The organism is Mesorhizobium prunaredense, assembly GCF_900156895.1.
Lineage (GTDB): Bacteria > Pseudomonadota > Alphaproteobacteria > Rhizobiales > Rhizobiaceae > Mesorhizobium > Mesorhizobium prunaredense.
Map to the genome: position 1 here is coordinate 226055 of NZ_FTPD01000067.1, position 14079 is coordinate 240133.

The 14079-nt window shown below is 64.9% G+C and carries 15 protein-coding genes; 12 read left to right on the plus strand and 3 right to left on the minus strand.

The window, feature by feature from the left end; translation table 11 throughout:
* The 8 genes from BQ8794_RS30405 to BQ8794_RS30440 all read left to right on the plus strand — a co-directional run bounded on the left by BQ8794_RS30405 (nt 1) and on the right by BQ8794_RS30440 (nt 7706).
* On the plus strand, nt 1–1053 hold the full coding sequence (locus BQ8794_RS30405) for an ADP-ribosylglycohydrolase family protein (protein WP_244555167.1): 1053 nt from the start codon (nt 1–3) through the stop codon (nt 1051–1053).
* 38 nt (nt 1054–1091) lie between these two features.
* A complete protein-coding gene (locus tag BQ8794_RS30410) occupies nt 1092–2066 on the plus strand; it encodes a PfkB family carbohydrate kinase (RefSeq protein WP_077382860.1) in 975 nt (324 codons plus the stop codon).
* A 56-nt stretch (nt 2067–2122) separates the two neighbouring features.
* A complete protein-coding gene (locus tag BQ8794_RS30415) occupies nt 2123–3184 on the plus strand; it encodes an ABC transporter substrate-binding protein (RefSeq protein WP_077383500.1) in 1062 nt (353 codons plus the stop codon).
* Between the two features lie 56 nt (nt 3185–3240).
* The gene (locus BQ8794_RS30420; RefSeq protein WP_077382863.1) at nt 3241–4110 is read left to right on the plus strand and encodes an ABC transporter permease; all 870 of its coding nucleotides are present in this window, start codon (nt 3241–3243) and stop codon (nt 4108–4110) included.
* Complete coding sequence (locus tag BQ8794_RS30425; RefSeq protein ID WP_077382866.1) at nt 4110–4898, plus strand: ABC transporter permease; 789 nt, start codon at nt 4110–4112, stop codon at nt 4896–4898. The genes BQ8794_RS30420 and BQ8794_RS30425 overlap by 1 nt, the downstream gene beginning before the upstream one ends.
* On the plus strand, nt 4898–5962 hold the full coding sequence (locus BQ8794_RS30430) for an ABC transporter ATP-binding protein (RefSeq protein WP_077382869.1): 1065 nt from the start codon (nt 4898–4900) through the stop codon (nt 5960–5962). Before BQ8794_RS30425 ends, BQ8794_RS30430 begins: the two co-directional genes overlap by 1 nt.
* A gap of 68 nt (nt 5963–6030) precedes the next feature.
* Nucleotides 6031–7278 (plus strand): aconitase X, encoded by a 1248-nt coding sequence (locus BQ8794_RS30435; RefSeq protein WP_077383501.1) that lies wholly within the window; start codon nt 6031–6033, stop codon nt 7276–7278.
* Nucleotides 7275–7706: an aconitase X swivel domain-containing protein gene (locus BQ8794_RS30440; protein ID WP_077382872.1), complete on the plus strand. Its 432-nt coding sequence runs from the start codon at nt 7275–7277 to the stop codon at nt 7704–7706. The genes BQ8794_RS30435 and BQ8794_RS30440 overlap by 4 nt, the downstream gene beginning before the upstream one ends.
* On the opposite strand, the gene BQ8794_RS35285 is transcribed toward BQ8794_RS30440, so the two are convergent.
* The 3 genes from BQ8794_RS35285 to BQ8794_RS35875 all read right to left on the minus strand — a co-directional run bounded on the left by BQ8794_RS35285 (nt 7703) and on the right by BQ8794_RS35875 (nt 9282).
* A complete protein-coding gene (locus BQ8794_RS35285; RefSeq protein ID WP_244555168.1) occupies nt 7703–7858 on the minus strand; it encodes a hypothetical protein in 156 nt (51 codons plus the stop codon). The genes BQ8794_RS30440 and BQ8794_RS35285 overlap by 4 nt on opposite strands.
* A 135-nt stretch (nt 7859–7993) precedes the next feature.
* Entirely contained in the window at nt 7994–9025 is a 1032-nt protein-coding gene (locus tag BQ8794_RS30445) for a LacI family DNA-binding transcriptional regulator (RefSeq protein WP_077382874.1), read from the minus strand.
* Nucleotides 9026–9144: 119 nt separating this feature from the next.
* Nucleotides 9145–9282, minus strand: coding sequence for a hypothetical protein (locus tag BQ8794_RS35875; protein ID WP_167378903.1), 138 nt, complete (start codon nt 9280–9282; stop codon nt 9145–9147).
* A 123-nt stretch (nt 9283–9405) separates the two neighbouring features.
* Between BQ8794_RS35875 and BQ8794_RS30450 the strand changes: the two genes are divergently transcribed.
* The 4 genes from BQ8794_RS30450 to BQ8794_RS30465 all read left to right on the plus strand — a co-directional run bounded on the left by BQ8794_RS30450 (nt 9406) and on the right by BQ8794_RS30465 (nt 14022).
* Complete coding sequence (locus tag BQ8794_RS30450) at nt 9406–11019, plus strand: extracellular solute-binding protein (RefSeq protein WP_077382877.1); 1614 nt, start codon at nt 9406–9408, stop codon at nt 11017–11019.
* 77 nt (nt 11020–11096) lie between these two features.
* Nucleotides 11097–11957, plus strand: coding sequence for a carbohydrate ABC transporter permease (locus BQ8794_RS30455; protein WP_077383503.1), 861 nt, complete (start codon nt 11097–11099; stop codon nt 11955–11957).
* The gene (locus BQ8794_RS30460) at nt 11954–12931 is read left to right on the plus strand and encodes a carbohydrate ABC transporter permease (RefSeq protein WP_244555169.1); all 978 of its coding nucleotides are present in this window, start codon (nt 11954–11956) and stop codon (nt 12929–12931) included. The genes BQ8794_RS30455 and BQ8794_RS30460 overlap by 4 nt, the downstream gene beginning before the upstream one ends.
* Nucleotides 12928–14022, plus strand: coding sequence for an ABC transporter ATP-binding protein (locus BQ8794_RS30465; RefSeq protein ID WP_077382879.1), 1095 nt, complete (start codon nt 12928–12930; stop codon nt 14020–14022). The genes BQ8794_RS30460 and BQ8794_RS30465 overlap by 4 nt, the downstream gene beginning before the upstream one ends.
* Nucleotides 14023–14079: the final 57 nt, after the last annotated feature.

Below are 14079 nucleotides of genomic sequence, written 5' to 3' on the forward strand. Positions count from 1 at the left end.
ATGGACACGCTGAGAATGGAGACGGGCGCGGCGATCGACCGGGCGATGGGTGCGCTTGTCGGCGGGGCGCTGGGCGATGCCCTCGGCATGCCGACGCAGCTTTTGTCGCCGGCCCGCATCGGCGAGCTCTACGGTCCTGTCGAGGATTTCGTCGCGCCCGCCGCCGACCATCCGGTGTCGAAGGGCCTGGCCGCCGGCACTGTCACCGACGACACCGAACAGGCGCTGCTGCTCGGCCGCATCCTGGTCGCTTCAGGCGACGGCTTCGACCACACGCGCTGGGTCAAGGCGCTGCTCGACTGGGAGCGCGAGGTCAAGGCGCGCGGCAGCTACGATCTGCTCGGACCTTCGACCAAGCGCGCCATCGACGCCATCAACGACGGCGTGCCGGCCGAGGAGGCGGGGCGCAGCGGCGACACCAATGGCGCGGCGATGCGCATCGCGCCGGTCGGCATCATGATGCCGCTGGAGCCACTCGACGCGCTGGTCGCCAAGGTGGCGGAAACCTGCCGGGCGACGCACAACACCTCGATAGCCATTGCCGCGGCGGCTGCCGTTGCCGCCGCCGTCAGCTGTGGCGTTGCCGGCGGCGACTGGGCCGCCGCCTCGGATCGCGCGGTCGTGGCGGCCAGGCAGGGCGCGGAACGCGGTCACTGGACCACCGGCGGCGACATCGCCGCGCGCATCGACTGGGCGAGGGGCCTGGTTCGCGGCAACGCTGTCACCGACGGCATCCGGCTGATCGTCGACCTGGTCGGCACCGGCGTCGCCAGCCAGGAATCGGTTCCGGCGGCCTTCGCGGTGCTGGAAATCGCCGGCGGCGATCCCTGGCGGGCGGCCGTCATCAGCGCCAATCTCGGCGGCGACACCGACACGATCGGCGCCATTGCCGCCGGCATGGCAGGCGCCTGCGCCGGCTTTTGCCGATTGCCGCAGGAACACGTCGTCCGGCTTAAAGGCCTCGACATGGCTCAGGTGCGCGCGCTCGCCGCCGACCTGGTCGCGGCGCGGATGGCGAAAAGCAGCCGCTCCGGCAAGGACGCGGCGGCATGAGCGGAGCTCAGCCTGACATGAGCGGAGCTCAGCCTGACATGAGCGGGCGTCTCGTCCATATCGGCAGCGCGGTGGTCGATTATGTCTACCATATCGACGCCTTGCCTGAGCCCGGCACCGAAAAGACCGCATCAAGCTATGCCCAGGTCGCCGGCGGCGGCTTCAACATGATGGTCGCGGCCAGCCGCACCGGCATGAAGGTCGTCTTCGGCGGCCAGCTCGGCAGTGGACCGAATGGCGACTTCCTGCGCGCCGCCTTTGCCGCCGAAGGGATCGCTACGCTGACCCCGCCATCGCCGGTGATGGACAGCGGCAATTGCGTCGCCATGATCAGCAGCGACGCGGAGCGCACCTTCGTGTCATCGCCCGGCGCCGAGAGTGTGCTCAGCCTCGGCATGATGGCGCCTGTCCGGATTGCGCCGGGGGATTGGGTGTTCGCCTCCGGCTACACGCTGAGCTATCCCGGCAGCCGCGACGCGCTGGCCGACTGGATCGAGGCGCTGCCGGCGGAGATTCCCCTGGTCTTCGATCCGACGCCTGTCGTCTCGGAGATTCCGCGCGCCATTCTCGACCGGGTGCTGGCGCGCACGAACTGGGCGAGCTGCAACACCGTCGAAGCGGCCGAGATCGCCGGGCGCGGCGATGTCGAGGCCGTTGCTGCCCGGCTACTGGCCAGCCACTGCCCGAGCGCCGAGGGGGTCGTCATCCGCGCCGGGGCAAAAGGCTGCTTCGTGCGGCTGGCGGATGGCGGCGCCAAGGCCATACAAGGTTTCAACGTCACCGCCGTCGATACCAACGGCGCCGGCGACACGCATATCGGCGCCTTCGTCAGCGCGCTGTCGCGCGGCGTGCCGCCCTTCGCAGCGGCGGGCTATGCCAATGCGGCGGCGGCGCTCTCGGTCACCCGCCATGGCGGGTCGTCGGCGCCGACCGACGAGGAGATCCAGACATTCCTCAGCCATGACGATCGATCGACGACCGTGCAGAGGCGGAAGCAAGAGGCCCATTTCTGACAGCCTAAATGATGTAACAAGCCCCGCCAACCGGGCAAACAATGAGAGGAACGAACATGCGCATGCCCAAACTGACTGCTTTTCTGACGGCGACTGCCGTCTTCACCTCCGTGCTCACCCTGGCCGCCACTGCCGCCGAAGTGCATGTGCTCAACTGGAAGGGCTACGGCGCCGACGAGCCCTGGGCCATCGCCGCCTTCGAGAAGGTGACCGGCAACAAGGTCGTCAACGACTTCTTCAATTCCGAACAGGAAATGCTGACCAAGCTGAGGACCAATCCCGGCCTCTACGACGTCGTCATGATCAACGCAGCCTTCAACGACCAGGCGATGGCGGAAAAACTGATCCAGCCGATCGATGTCTCGAAAATCCCCAACTATGCCGACATCAGCCCGGACAAGGCGGGTTCGCCGATGCTTGTCCGCGACGGCAAGGTCCATGGCGTGCCATGGGTGTGGGGGCTGACTGCGCTCGCCATCAACGAGAAAGCCTTCGAGACGCCGCCGACCAGCATCGCCGAGATGTGGAACGAGGCGCATAAGGGCCGCGTCACCATTCGCGACGATGCCGTCGAAGCGGTCCAGTTCGGCGCCATCGCCACCGGCCAAAACATCAACGATGTAAGGGATATGGAGGCGGTCAAGGCGAAGCTGACCTCGCTGATGCCGCAGATCAAGACGTTCTGGAGCTCGGAAAACGACTGGAACCAGATGGTCGCCTCCAATCAGATCGACATCGGCACTTATTGGAGCGGATCGGCCGACCGCGCCAAGACGCATTTCAAGCTGCCGGTTTCGCTGGTCATCCCCGGGGAAGGCGCCGTCGCCTGGCTCGACGCCTTCTCCATCCCGGTCGGCGCCAAGAACGTCGCCGGCGCCGAGGCCTTCATCAACTACATGATCGACCCGAAGTTCTACGTCGAATGGGTCACCAAGGTCGGCGCGCCGGTGTCGGCCAACGCCAAGGCGGTCGCCGCCCTTCCCGAAGACGCCTTCAATCGCAAGGTGATGGGCGACCCCGATGTCGCCAAGCGCATCCAGTTCCAGGCGCCGATCAGCGATGCGCAGCGCGAGGCTTATCTGGCGCTGTGGCAGGAACTGAAGGTCAATGTGAAGTAACGGCTGGGTGAAGTAACGGCTGGGTGAAATAGCGGCCGACTTTCGGGGAGGAGCAAATGGCAGGACAGGTCGCGACCGGGTCGAGGAGCGGATTGCGATCGGCTTTGCCCCTGCTCCTGCCCGCCTATCTCTGGCTGACGGTGGCGATCTTTTTGCCGCTGTCGGCCATGGTGTTCTTCTCCTTCATGACCGAACTGCCGCTGTCGGGCAAAGCGTGGTCGTTCACGCTGGACAATTATGCCACCTTCTTCTCGCAAGGCCTCTACTGGACGCTGCTGCTGGCCTCGCTCCGGCTCGGGCTCGAGGTGACGCTGTGGTGCGTCGTCATTGGCTATCCCGCGGCCTATGTGCTGGCCAAGGTGCTGAGGGGACGCAGCCGCGAGGCGATCTTCCTGCTCGTCATCCTGCCGTTCTGGTCGAACGGCCTGGTGCGCATCTTCTCCTGGGCGATGGTGCTGCGCGAAGGCGGCATTCTCGACACCGCACTCAACGCCGTGCTGCCGTTCAAGATCAACATCGACCTGATGTATTCCTATCCGGCCGTCATCATTGGCCTGGTGCACTCCTACGTGCCCTACATGGTGCTGACCTGTTACCTGACGCTGCAGGCCATCGACGATTCGCTGATCGAGGCAGGACGCTCGCTCGGCGCCTCGCGGCTGCAGATGCTGAAACGGGTGATCATCCCGCTGTCGATGCCGGGGCTGGTCGCCGGAGCGGCGCTGATCTTCGTTCCCGTCGTCGGCTCCTTCATGGAACCGCGTATCCTCGGTGGCCGCACCGGCACTTTTTACGGCACGGTCATCGAGGACCAGTTCGTCGCCGTGTTCAACTGGCCGCTTGGTGCAGCGCTGTCCTTCATCCTGCTGGCCGTCGTGCTGGTCATCCTGGCATTGGCGTCGCCGGTGTTGCGGAGGGCTGCGTGATGGCGACGACGCGTTTCCTGGAATGGTGTGGGCGCCTCTACATCTGGCTGCTGCTCGCCTTCCTCTACCTGCCGATCATCATCATGGCGCTGATGTCGTTCAACGTCTCGCCCTTCTACCAGTTGCCGTTCGAATGGACGACGGAGTGGTACGCGTCGCTGTGGCAGAACGACCAGCTGATCTCGGCCACCTGGAACAGCATAAAGATCGCCATCATCAGCACCATCATCGCCACGGTGCTCGGCTCGGCGGCATCGCTGGCGCTCTATCGCCATGAATTTCGCGGCAAGAAAGTTCTGCAAGCGCTGCTGTTTCCGCCGATCGCCATTCCGTGGCTGATCACCGGCACGGCGATGCTGATCTTCTTCTTCGGCGTCGGCATCGGGCGAGGGCTGTTCGCGATCCTGCTCGGCCATGTCGCGCTGGCGCTGCCCTATGTCATCGTCGTCGTCTCGGCCCGGCTGCAGACCTTTGCGCCGGAGCTTGAGGAAGCGGCGCGATCGCTGGGCGCCAACCAGTGGCAGGTGACTTCGCGGGTGACGCTGCCCTGGATCATGCCGGGCGTCATCGCCGGCGGGCTGTTCGCCTTTGCCGTGTCGTTCGACCAGTTCGTGGTGTCCTACTTCCTGTCGACGCCGGGCCAGACGACGTTGCCGGTCGAGATCTACGCCGCGATCCGCAAGGGTTTCACGCCGGAGATCAATGCCGTCTCGACGATCATCATCGTCGTCTCGATGGCGCTGATGCTGCTTACGGCACGGTTCTTCAAATTCGGCGGAGAGAAATAATGGCCGGCGTGCAGGTAGCGAATTTGTCGCGCAGCTTCGGCGCGCACAAGGCGCTGGACGACGTCTCGATCGATTTCGCCGACGGTGGTTTTTATGCGCTGCTCGGGCCGTCGGGCAGCGGCAAGACCACGCTCTTGCGCCAGATCGCCGGCTTCGATTTCCCCGACTCCGGCCGCATCGCGATCGGCGGCGAGGGCGTCGAGCGGGTGCCGGTCGAGAAGCGGCGCATCGGCATGGTGTTCCAGAACTATGCGCTGTTTCCCAATATGAGCGTCGCCGACAATGTCGGCTTCGGTCTTTCGGTGCGCCGGCAAGCCAAGGCAACGATAGCCGGCGAGGTGCAGCGCGCGCTCGACCTGGTGCAGCTCGGCAAGCTCGGCGGCCGCCGCCCGCACCAGCTGTCCGGCGGCCAGCGCCAGCGCGTCGCGCTGGCGCGCGCCATCGTCACCAAGCCGCGCGTGCTTTTGCTCGACGAGCCGCTGGGGGCGCTCGACAAGGCGCTGCGCGTCGACATGCAGATCGAGCTGAAACGCATCCAGCGCGAGATCGGCATCACCACCATCTTCGTTACCCACGACCAGGAAGAAGCGCTGACGATGAGCGACCGCATCGGCATCCTGCGCGACGGTCGGCTGGTGCAGGAAGGACCGCCGGAGGAGATCTACGACAGGCCGAAGAGCGAGTTCGCCGCCACCTTCCTCGGCGACGCCAACATTTTTCGCGGCGAGACCACCGGCGCCGGCATTAGGCTGCCCGATGGCACGGCGATCGCCGCCGGCGCGGGCGCGACGCTCGCCGCCGGCACCAAGGCCAGCTGCGCGGTGCGGCCCGAACGCATCCGCATCGCTACCGATTCAGGGACGCCTGATCCGAACGCCAATTTGCTCCGGGGCCAGGTTTCCAAGCGCATCTTCGCCGGCAGCAACAGTACCTATTTCGTCGATCGCGACGGGCAAACGCTCAAGGTCATCGTGCAGAACACAGGCGTTGAAAGGTTGGCGGAGGGGCAAGAAGTGGTGCTGCGCTGGTCGCCGGAGAGCACGGTGCTGATCGCGGCGGGCTAATAAAAGCTGGCGATCCGTCCCACCTGTCCCGCTGTCTGTCGAGCAAAATGGGGCGCCGGAGCATGCCGATGATGCTGAAATTGACGGCCGAAGACCAGTCGATGCTCGACGGCGAGCACGGCCGGGCCGTGGCCGCCGCCATGAAAATACTGGTCGCCTTTTCCAACGCAGTCGGCGCGCGCCAGTTGTTGGACATTGCCGGCGCGCATATCGACGGCTGCCTTTATCACGGCCAGGCCAGCCTCGATTTCGTCGAAAGGCTGGTCGAGGGCGGCGGCCGTGTTCGGGTGCCGACGACACTGAATGTCGGTTCCTTCGACCTCATCCATCCCGGGCTGGTGAAGATGCCGGCCGCACAAGAAGTGCCGGCGCGGCGGCTGATGAAGGCGCATCTGGAGCTCGGCTGCCAGGCGACCTTCACCTGCGCGCCCTATCAGACGCGGTTCCGGCCGGCTTTCGGCGAGCAGATCGCCTGGGGCGAGTCCAACGCCATCGTCTTTGCCAATTCGGTGATCGGGGCGCGGACCAATCGCTATGGCGATTTCATCGATCTGTGCTGCGCAATGACCGGGCGCGCGCCAGCCTGGGGACTGCATCTCAGCGAAAACCGGCGCGGCCAGCTCCTGTTCGAGCTGACCGGTTCTTTCGAGCCTGCCGATGCCCTGTTCGTCGGCGTCGGGCTTATTGTCGGGCAAAGGAGTGGCGACCGCATTCCGGTCATATCGGGCCTGCCGCAGCCGCGCGACGAGGATCAGCTGAAGGCGCTTGGCGCGGCGGCGGCAACGACGGGTGCGGTGGCGCTGTTTCATGCGGTCGGCATCACGCCGGAAGCAAGGTCGCTCGACGAGGCATTTCGCGGCATGGCGCCGGAGGCGACCATCCGGATCTGTCGCGCCGACATCGACCAGGCGCTGGCAAAACTGTCGAGCGTCCCCGAGGGAGCGCCGCTTGCGGCCGTATCGCTCGGCACGCCGCATTTCTCCCATGACGAGTGGACGCGCCTGCTGCCTATGCTGCGCGAGGTGGCGCCGGGCAGGGGCATCCCGATCTACGTCAACACCGGGCGCGCCACTTTGAAGAGATTGCAGGACGAGGGCGAACTGCACGATGCGGAAAAGCTCAACCTCATTCCGGTTACGGATACCTGCACCTATGTCACCTCGGTGCTCGCGCGTCTCGACGGCGTGGTGATGACCAATTCCGGCAAATGGGCACATTACGCGCCCGGCAATATCGGCGTGTCGGTGGCCTTCGGCGACCTGGAAGACTGCGTTCGCTCGGCCGCTGCCGGGCACGTCGTGCGAGGCGCGCGATGAGCGAACAGGACAGTCGAGCGCTGAACAGAGTTGGCACGTTCCAGCTTGCCGGCGAGGCGCAAGGATCGGCGCTGGTGCTGTCGCATGCGCTCAGCTTCTGGGGCGGTGTCGATGCCGAAACGGGCGACATCATCGACCGTTCGCATCCGGGCGGCAACGTCGCCGGCAAGATCCTGGTGATGGCATCCGGGCGGGGGTCGTCGTCCTCGTCGTCGGTTCTGGCGGAGGCGATCCGCCGGGGCACGGCGCCGGCCGGCATCATCCTGGAGTGGCCCGACCCGATCCTGGCCGTCGGTGCTATCGTCGCCGAGTTCCTCTACGAAATCAGCATGCCGCTGGTCGTCTGCGACATATCGGGTATTGTCTCCGGCGACCGGATCGCGATCGGCCTCGGCGAGGGTGACCGGGCGATGGTGAGCAGGATCTAGCCGGCCGTCAGTCCTGCCGCGCCCCGCCGCCAATAGGCCGCCGCCAGCGTCTCGTCGCGGCCAAGCCCGACCGTGCCGCGCCAGTGTTCGCGAACGATCCTGGCGGCAGCCGCTTCCGCCGCGAACCGCCCGAAGGCCGAACCGTTTGGCATGCGGAGGCGATCCCGGTCCTCCTCGTCCCCGAAGACAATAGCCCGCACGGCATCGAACTCAAGATTAGCCTGATCGCCGCAGCGCCACAGCCCGCGCTTGCTGGCGCGGCCTCTCTTAATCCCGGGAGCTTCCGTTCAGATCTCCGGAATACTTTCCCTGAAGATCACCTGCAGCCTTGGCTGGTGCAGTTCGTAGGGCAAGCCCCTGATCGCGTGGGTCAAGGTGTTGAGCGCTTCGCGGGCCTCGACGCGCGGGTTCTGGTCGATGACCGCATCGAGCGTGCCGTCGAGCAAAAGCTCCTTGGTGCCTTCGGTCACCTCATGGCCGAGAAACACGGTCGACAGCGCTCGCCCCCGCTCCTTGAGCGCGCGGGCGATGCCGGTGTTGCCGGCGCCGACATTGTAGATCGCGGCCAGGTCCGGATGCCTGTCCAGCAGGGCGGAGGCCTCCGCATAGGCCTTTTCCCGGTCGTCGAGCATCTCGCGCATCTCGACGATCTGCAGATTGGGCGATTCTTCCGTCAATATGTGGCGGAACCCCATCTCACGTTCCTCATGGCCTCGGTAGGAGAGCGAGCCGGCGAACAACGCGACCTTGCCCGGACGCTCAGCGCCCATGAAGCGGTTCAGCAGGTAGCCGGCGAGCCGGCCGGCGGCGCGGTTATCGATGCCGATATAGGCGACCCTCGGCACATGCAGGATGTCGGACGCGATGGTGACGACCTTGACGCCGCTGGCCGACAGCGAGCGGATCGCCTCGCGGACCGTCGGGTGATCGAGCGCGATGACGCCGACGCCCTGCGTCTGGCCGCGCAATTCCTGCAGCAGGCGGGCAAGCCGGTCGGGATTGAAGCCTTCGATCGTGGCGACGCGAACATCGAGGTCTGGCCGCGATTGCGCCTGCGCCTCGATGTGCCGGTGCAGCATCTTGATGAACGAATTGGTGCCGGCGGGCAGGGCGAAGTCGAGCCGTATCACATCACCGGACAGCGCGTTGCGCGTGATCGGGCTGTTCGAATTTTCAGCGATGTAGCCAAGCCGCTGCGCCGTCTCCAGCACGACCTCGCGGGTGCGCGCCCTGACCCCGGCGCGGTTGTTGAGCACACGATCGACCGTCGCGGCTGAAACGCCGGCTTCCCGGGCTATGTCTGTCAGGGTGGACCGCACAGTCGATCACCTCATTGCTTGCGCGCTACGGCGCATCAAAATCGCGCGTTCAACGGTTCGAATGCCGGACGACGGGCTCATGTCATCCGCGATTCTGATGGGAAATGATGTATAGGGCCTTAGCCGATGCGCAAGCCGGCGCTACACCAAATCGTCGAGCCGCGCCGAAAACGGTCGGTGCTGCGCACGATGCCCTCAAATTTAAGCCCCTCAAAATCCAGCAGCGAGTGCAATGGGGTGATCCTGATCGACCGCATTTTTCCTCCATTTGCGATGTTATGATGTATTTTGATTATTTATGATGTTGACAGCCTTCCCTGGTGCCGTCAATATCCATCACGAGGGCCGTGGAGGAACAAGGTCCCGAGGGAGGAGTTCCAATGTCTGATATGATCCGCATGTCGCGGCGCCGTCTGCTGGCGTCCGGTGGAAAGGCGGCAGTGCTTGTTGCCGCCGCAGGTATCGCGCCGAAATTCATCCGCCCCAGCCGCGCCTATGCGGCCGATGCGCTGGCGCCGGGCATGATCGGCGGCCCGACCGGTTTCGACGGATCGGAGCGCTATCAGTATGGCGCCGACACACCGGAAGGCCGCGCCATCGAGGCGGCCAAGGCGATGAAGGGGGCCGGCAAGGCGCCGGCCAAGATCGTGCTTGGCCTGTCCGACGGCTCGATCGGCCAGATGACGCAGCCATTTCCCGCCGGCGCGCCCTCTATCAAGGATCTGTGGGAGAAAGAAACCGGCATTCCGCTCGAGATCGTCGGCGTGCCGAACGGCCAGGAATTCACCAAGACGATGCAGGACATCTCCACCAAGGGTGGGGCCTATGACATCTACGCGGTGGAATGGAACCGTCTCGGCGATCTCGCCGAAACCGGCGGCATCCTGAAGCTCGACGACTTCGTCGCCCAGTACAAGCCGGAATGGGACGACCCCGAGCGCGGCTATGTTGACGGCGCCAAGGGCGTCTCGCTGCTCAACCAGTATCGCGGCTCGACCTATGGCGTGTCGCTGGACGGCGATTTCCAGACCTGGGTGTATCGCACCGATCTGTTCGGCGACGCGGCCGAGATGAAAGCCTTCTCCGACAAGCATGGCTACGAGCTGGCGCCGCCGAAGACCTGGAAACAGCATGACGAGATCGCGGCGTTCTTCCAGCGCCCGGACAAGGGTCTGTTCGGCTCGACCGATCTGCGCAACCAGGGCTGGGGCTACACCAACTGGTATCAGCGTTATGTTTCAATGGCTTCGCCTAATCAGTTCCTGTTCGACGATACCGGCAGGCCGCTGATCAATTCGCAGCAAGGCATTGCCGCTGTTAACGAGTACATCGCCTCGCTGGCCCATCATTCGCCGGATGCGATCTCGTGGGGCTGGCCGGAGCAGTACGGCAATTTTGCCAAGGGCGGCGCCGCGATGACCTGCGCCTTCTCCAACCTGCCGAAATTTTTGGACAATGCCGGCAACAAGGATTCAGCTGTCACCGGCAAGATCGGCTCGATGCTGCCGCCCGGCCGCGAGATCGACGGCAAGTTGATCAGCCGCTCGGTGCTGTGGCTCAATCTGTCGGCCTCGGTCTCGTCGCAGGCCAAGAATCCGGAGGCCTGCTACCTGTTCCTGCAGTGGCTGGGATCAAGCCGCATCTATGCCTGGATGACCGCCAATCCGGGTGGCTATTTCGATCCGTTCCGGCTGTCGGATTTTTCCGACCCGCTGGTCCGCCAGACCTATCACGCCTACCACATGGATGTGGTGCGCGAGACGGTCGCCCGCACCGTGCCGACCATCAACTATCCCGGCGCCACCGCCTTCCACAACGCGCTGGACGAGAACCTCGTCGCTGCGCTGACCAAGGCCAAGACCGCCGAGCAGGCGATGGCCGACACTGAGGCGGAATGGAAGAAGATCGCCCGCCGCACCGGCGAGGAGAAGCTTCTCGAAGCCATCAAGACCAACAAGGAGGCCTGGCCCACCGTTCTCGATCCGGTCAGCTGATCCTCCTCCCAGGATCCGAATGGAGGCGAGGAGTTTGCGCTTCGCCTCCGCAAACGATGGACCAGCAAAGCTGCAAGATGAAGCGTTCCGTTCCCTTCGAAATATTCCGCTATGCAGCGATCCTTGCGGCCATTGCGGTGACGCTGGTGCCGATCCTGTGGATGGTGTCGATGGCCTTCAAGCCGATCGCCGAATGGTCGGCGACCGGCGCCGAACTGACCTGGTGGCCGAAGGATCCGACGCTCAGCAATTTCCGCTTCGTCTTCGGTGAATCGACCAACAACCTCATCGTCGCGGTCGATCGCACCGCCCTGAAGCCGATCCTGTCGTCGCTGCTGTCGGCCACCTTCGGAACGGCGATCGCCATGTCGGCGGGCACCGCGGCGGCCTACGGGCTGTCGCGCTTCGGCTCGGGCCAGAACCTGCCGCTGGCGCTGATCCAGCTTCGCCTGTTTCCGCCGATGGCGGTGATGACGCCGGTGATGATCATGTGGGCCTTCCTCAACTTCACTGACAGCTGGTGGGGGCTGTCGCTGATCTACGGCATCGTCACGCTGCCCTTTGCGTTCTGGCTGATGAAGACCTTCTTCGACGACATGCCGCGCGAGATCGAAGAAGCGGCACTGGTCGAGGGCTGCTCGCGGCTGCGCGTCTTCACCCGCATCACGCTGCCGATGATGCGCGCGCCGCTGGCCAGTGCAGCGCTGTTCGTCTTCATCCTCAACTGGTCGGACTATCTGATCGCGCTGCTTCTGACGACGCGCGAATGGGTGACGGTCCCAGTCTACATGGCCTCGCTGTCCTCCTCGATGACCGGACAGCTCTATGGCGCCAAGGCGGCGCTCGGACTGATCGCCGCGGTGCCGCCTGTGATCATGGGCATCGCCATCCAGCGTCATCTGGTGCGTGGGCTGACCTTCGGGGCGCTCAAGCAATGAGCGCCGCGACTGCCGCAATTTCGGAGCAGGCCCCCATCCCGGAAGACAACAGCCACCCGGCCCAGGCAAAGCCGGCTTTGCGTGACGAAGGGGCAAAGCTCGGTTTCCGGCTGACCTTGCCGGCGCAGATACTGGTGCTGTTCATCGCGCTCTTCCCGCTGTTGATGCAGCTCTATATCAGCCTGACCGACTGGTCGCCGCTGTCGGGCCTCGGCTGGTGGAGCGCCTGGTCGCTGTGGAACAATTTTGCCAACTATACCGACCTTGCCGCCGACGCTCGCTTCTGGAGCGCGTTGAAGCGCACGGCCATCGTCATGATCGTCTGCGTGCCGGCGGAATTCCTGCTCGGCCTGGCGCTCGCCACGCTGTTTGCCGACGAGTTCCCGGGCAAGCGGATATTCTACTCGATCCTGCTGATGCCGATGATGGTGGTGCCGGCGGTGGCCGGCTACATGTTCTTCATGCTGTTCCAGTCGGGCGGCCCGGTCAACGACATCCTGTCGGCGCTATCAGGCTTCCCCGTCACCATCGCCTGGTTGTCGGACCCGACGCTGGCGCTCATCGCCGTCATGCTCGCCGATATCTGGCAGTGGACGCCGCTGATGTTCCTCATCCTGCTTGCCGGCCTGGTCGGCGTGCCCGAAGACCAGATCAAGGCGGCGACGCTGCTCGGCGCCAATCCCTGGCAGCGCTTCGTCACCATCGTGCTGCCGAAGATGAAGACGATCATCATCATCGCCCTGGCGATCCGGGTGATCGAGAACTTCAAGATCTTCGACACGCTCTACATCATGACCGGTGGCGGCCCCGGCGTCGCCACCGAGACCATCTCCGTCTATATCTACAAGCTCACCACCCAGGACCTGATCTGGGGCTATGTCGCGGCGATCGCGCTGGCCATCCTGATCGTGCTGTCCATCGCCGCTGTGTTTGCCATGAAGCGCATGGCGCGGGCGCGCGAGGTGTCGGCATGAGCGCCATCCACCTGCAGAACCTGGTCAAGAAGTTCAGCGACTTCACCGCCTTGAAGACGATGGATCTTGCCATCGCCGACGGCGAGTTCATGGCGCTGCTTGGGCCGTCGGGCTGCGGCAAGTCGACGACGATGAACATGATCGCCGGCATGGAAGAGCCGACCAGCGGCAAGATCCTGTTCGGCGAGCGCGACATGGAAGGCGTGCCGATGGCGCGGCGTGGCGTCGGCTTCGTCTTCCAGAACTACGCGATCTTCAGCCATATGAGCGTGCGGCAGAACCTCGCCTACGGCCCGAAAATGCGCGGCGCGCCAAAAGCCGAGATCGACCGCCGCGTCGGCGCCATTGCCGAGATGCTGCAGCTGACGCCGCTGCTCGACCGCAAGGCCGACCGGCTGTCGGTCAACATACTGCAGCGCGTGGCGATCGGCCGCTCGGCGATCATGGAGCCGGCGATCTTCCTGCTCGACGAGCCGCTGTCCAATGTCGATGCGGCGTTCCGGGCGGTGATGCGGACCGAATTGAAGCAGCTGCAGCGGCAGTTCCGGCAGACCATGGTCTACGTCACCCACGACCAGCTCGAAGCGATGACCATGGCCGACCGCATCGCGGTGATGGACCACGGCGTGCTGCAGCAGGTCGGCACCCCACTAGAGGTCTACAACAATCCGGCCAACGTTTTCGTCGCCCGCTTCATCGGTGCACCGGGCATGAACCTGCTGAGGGGAAGGCCGGCGGAAAGCGACCGGGGCCTGGTCATCGACCTCGGCCCGCTCGGTGTCACGCCGCCGCTGCCGGCCGAGATCGCTGACGCGGTGCGTGGCGCCCCGGGCGACGTGCTTTACGGCTTCCGACCGGAGCAGGTCACGCTGGCCGAAGGTGGCCGCGGGCTTTCGCTGCCGGTAACCTTCGTCGAGCGCATCGGTGCGCGCACCATCGTCCATCTCGGCCAGGGCGAGAGCGCGGTGAAGGCGGTGTTCGACAATGATGTCGGGCTGGCGATCGGGCTGACAGCGGTTGTCGCTCCGGCCGTGCATTCGGTGCGCGTCTTCGACGCTGGCACTGGTCGCGCCATCAAGGCGGGAGGCTGAGATGCTCGTGCAAATATCTCTACGTCGGCGCCGCCCCTCACCCTTACCCTCTCCCCG

Coding starts and splice junctions, on each gene's coding strand:
- BQ8794_RS30465 (WP_077382879.1), top strand. CDS start 12,928: ATGAGCGCCATCCACCTGCAGAACCTGGTCAAGAAGTTCAGCGACTTC.
- BQ8794_RS35875 (WP_167378903.1), bottom strand. CDS start 9,282: ATGCGGTCGATCAGGATCACCCCATTGCACTCGCTGCTGGATTTTGAG.
- BQ8794_RS30455 (WP_077383503.1), top strand. CDS start 11,097: ATGAAGCGTTCCGTTCCCTTCGAAATATTCCGCTATGCAGCGATCCTT.
- BQ8794_RS30430 (WP_077382869.1), top strand. CDS start 4,898: ATGGCCGGCGTGCAGGTAGCGAATTTGTCGCGCAGCTTCGGCGCGCAC.
- BQ8794_RS30410 (WP_077382860.1), top strand. CDS start 1,092: ATGAGCGGGCGTCTCGTCCATATCGGCAGCGCGGTGGTCGATTATGTC.
- BQ8794_RS30440 (WP_077382872.1), top strand. CDS start 7,275: ATGAGCGAACAGGACAGTCGAGCGCTGAACAGAGTTGGCACGTTCCAG.
- BQ8794_RS30415 (WP_077383500.1), top strand. CDS start 2,123: ATGCGCATGCCCAAACTGACTGCTTTTCTGACGGCGACTGCCGTCTTC.
- BQ8794_RS30420 (WP_077382863.1), top strand. CDS start 3,241: ATGGCAGGACAGGTCGCGACCGGGTCGAGGAGCGGATTGCGATCGGCT.
- BQ8794_RS30460 (WP_244555169.1), top strand. CDS start 11,954: ATGAGCGCCGCGACTGCCGCAATTTCGGAGCAGGCCCCCATCCCGGAA.
- BQ8794_RS30425 (WP_077382866.1), top strand. CDS start 4,110: ATGGCGACGACGCGTTTCCTGGAATGGTGTGGGCGCCTCTACATCTGG.
- BQ8794_RS30435 (WP_077383501.1), top strand. CDS start 6,031: ATGATGCTGAAATTGACGGCCGAAGACCAGTCGATGCTCGACGGCGAG.
- BQ8794_RS30450 (WP_077382877.1), top strand. CDS start 9,406: ATGTCTGATATGATCCGCATGTCGCGGCGCCGTCTGCTGGCGTCCGGT.
- BQ8794_RS30405 (WP_244555167.1), top strand. CDS start 1: ATGGACACGCTGAGAATGGAGACGGGCGCGGCGATCGACCGGGCGATG.
- BQ8794_RS35285 (WP_244555168.1), bottom strand. CDS start 7,858: ATGCCAAACGGTTCGGCCTTCGGGCGGTTCGCGGCGGAAGCGGCTGCC.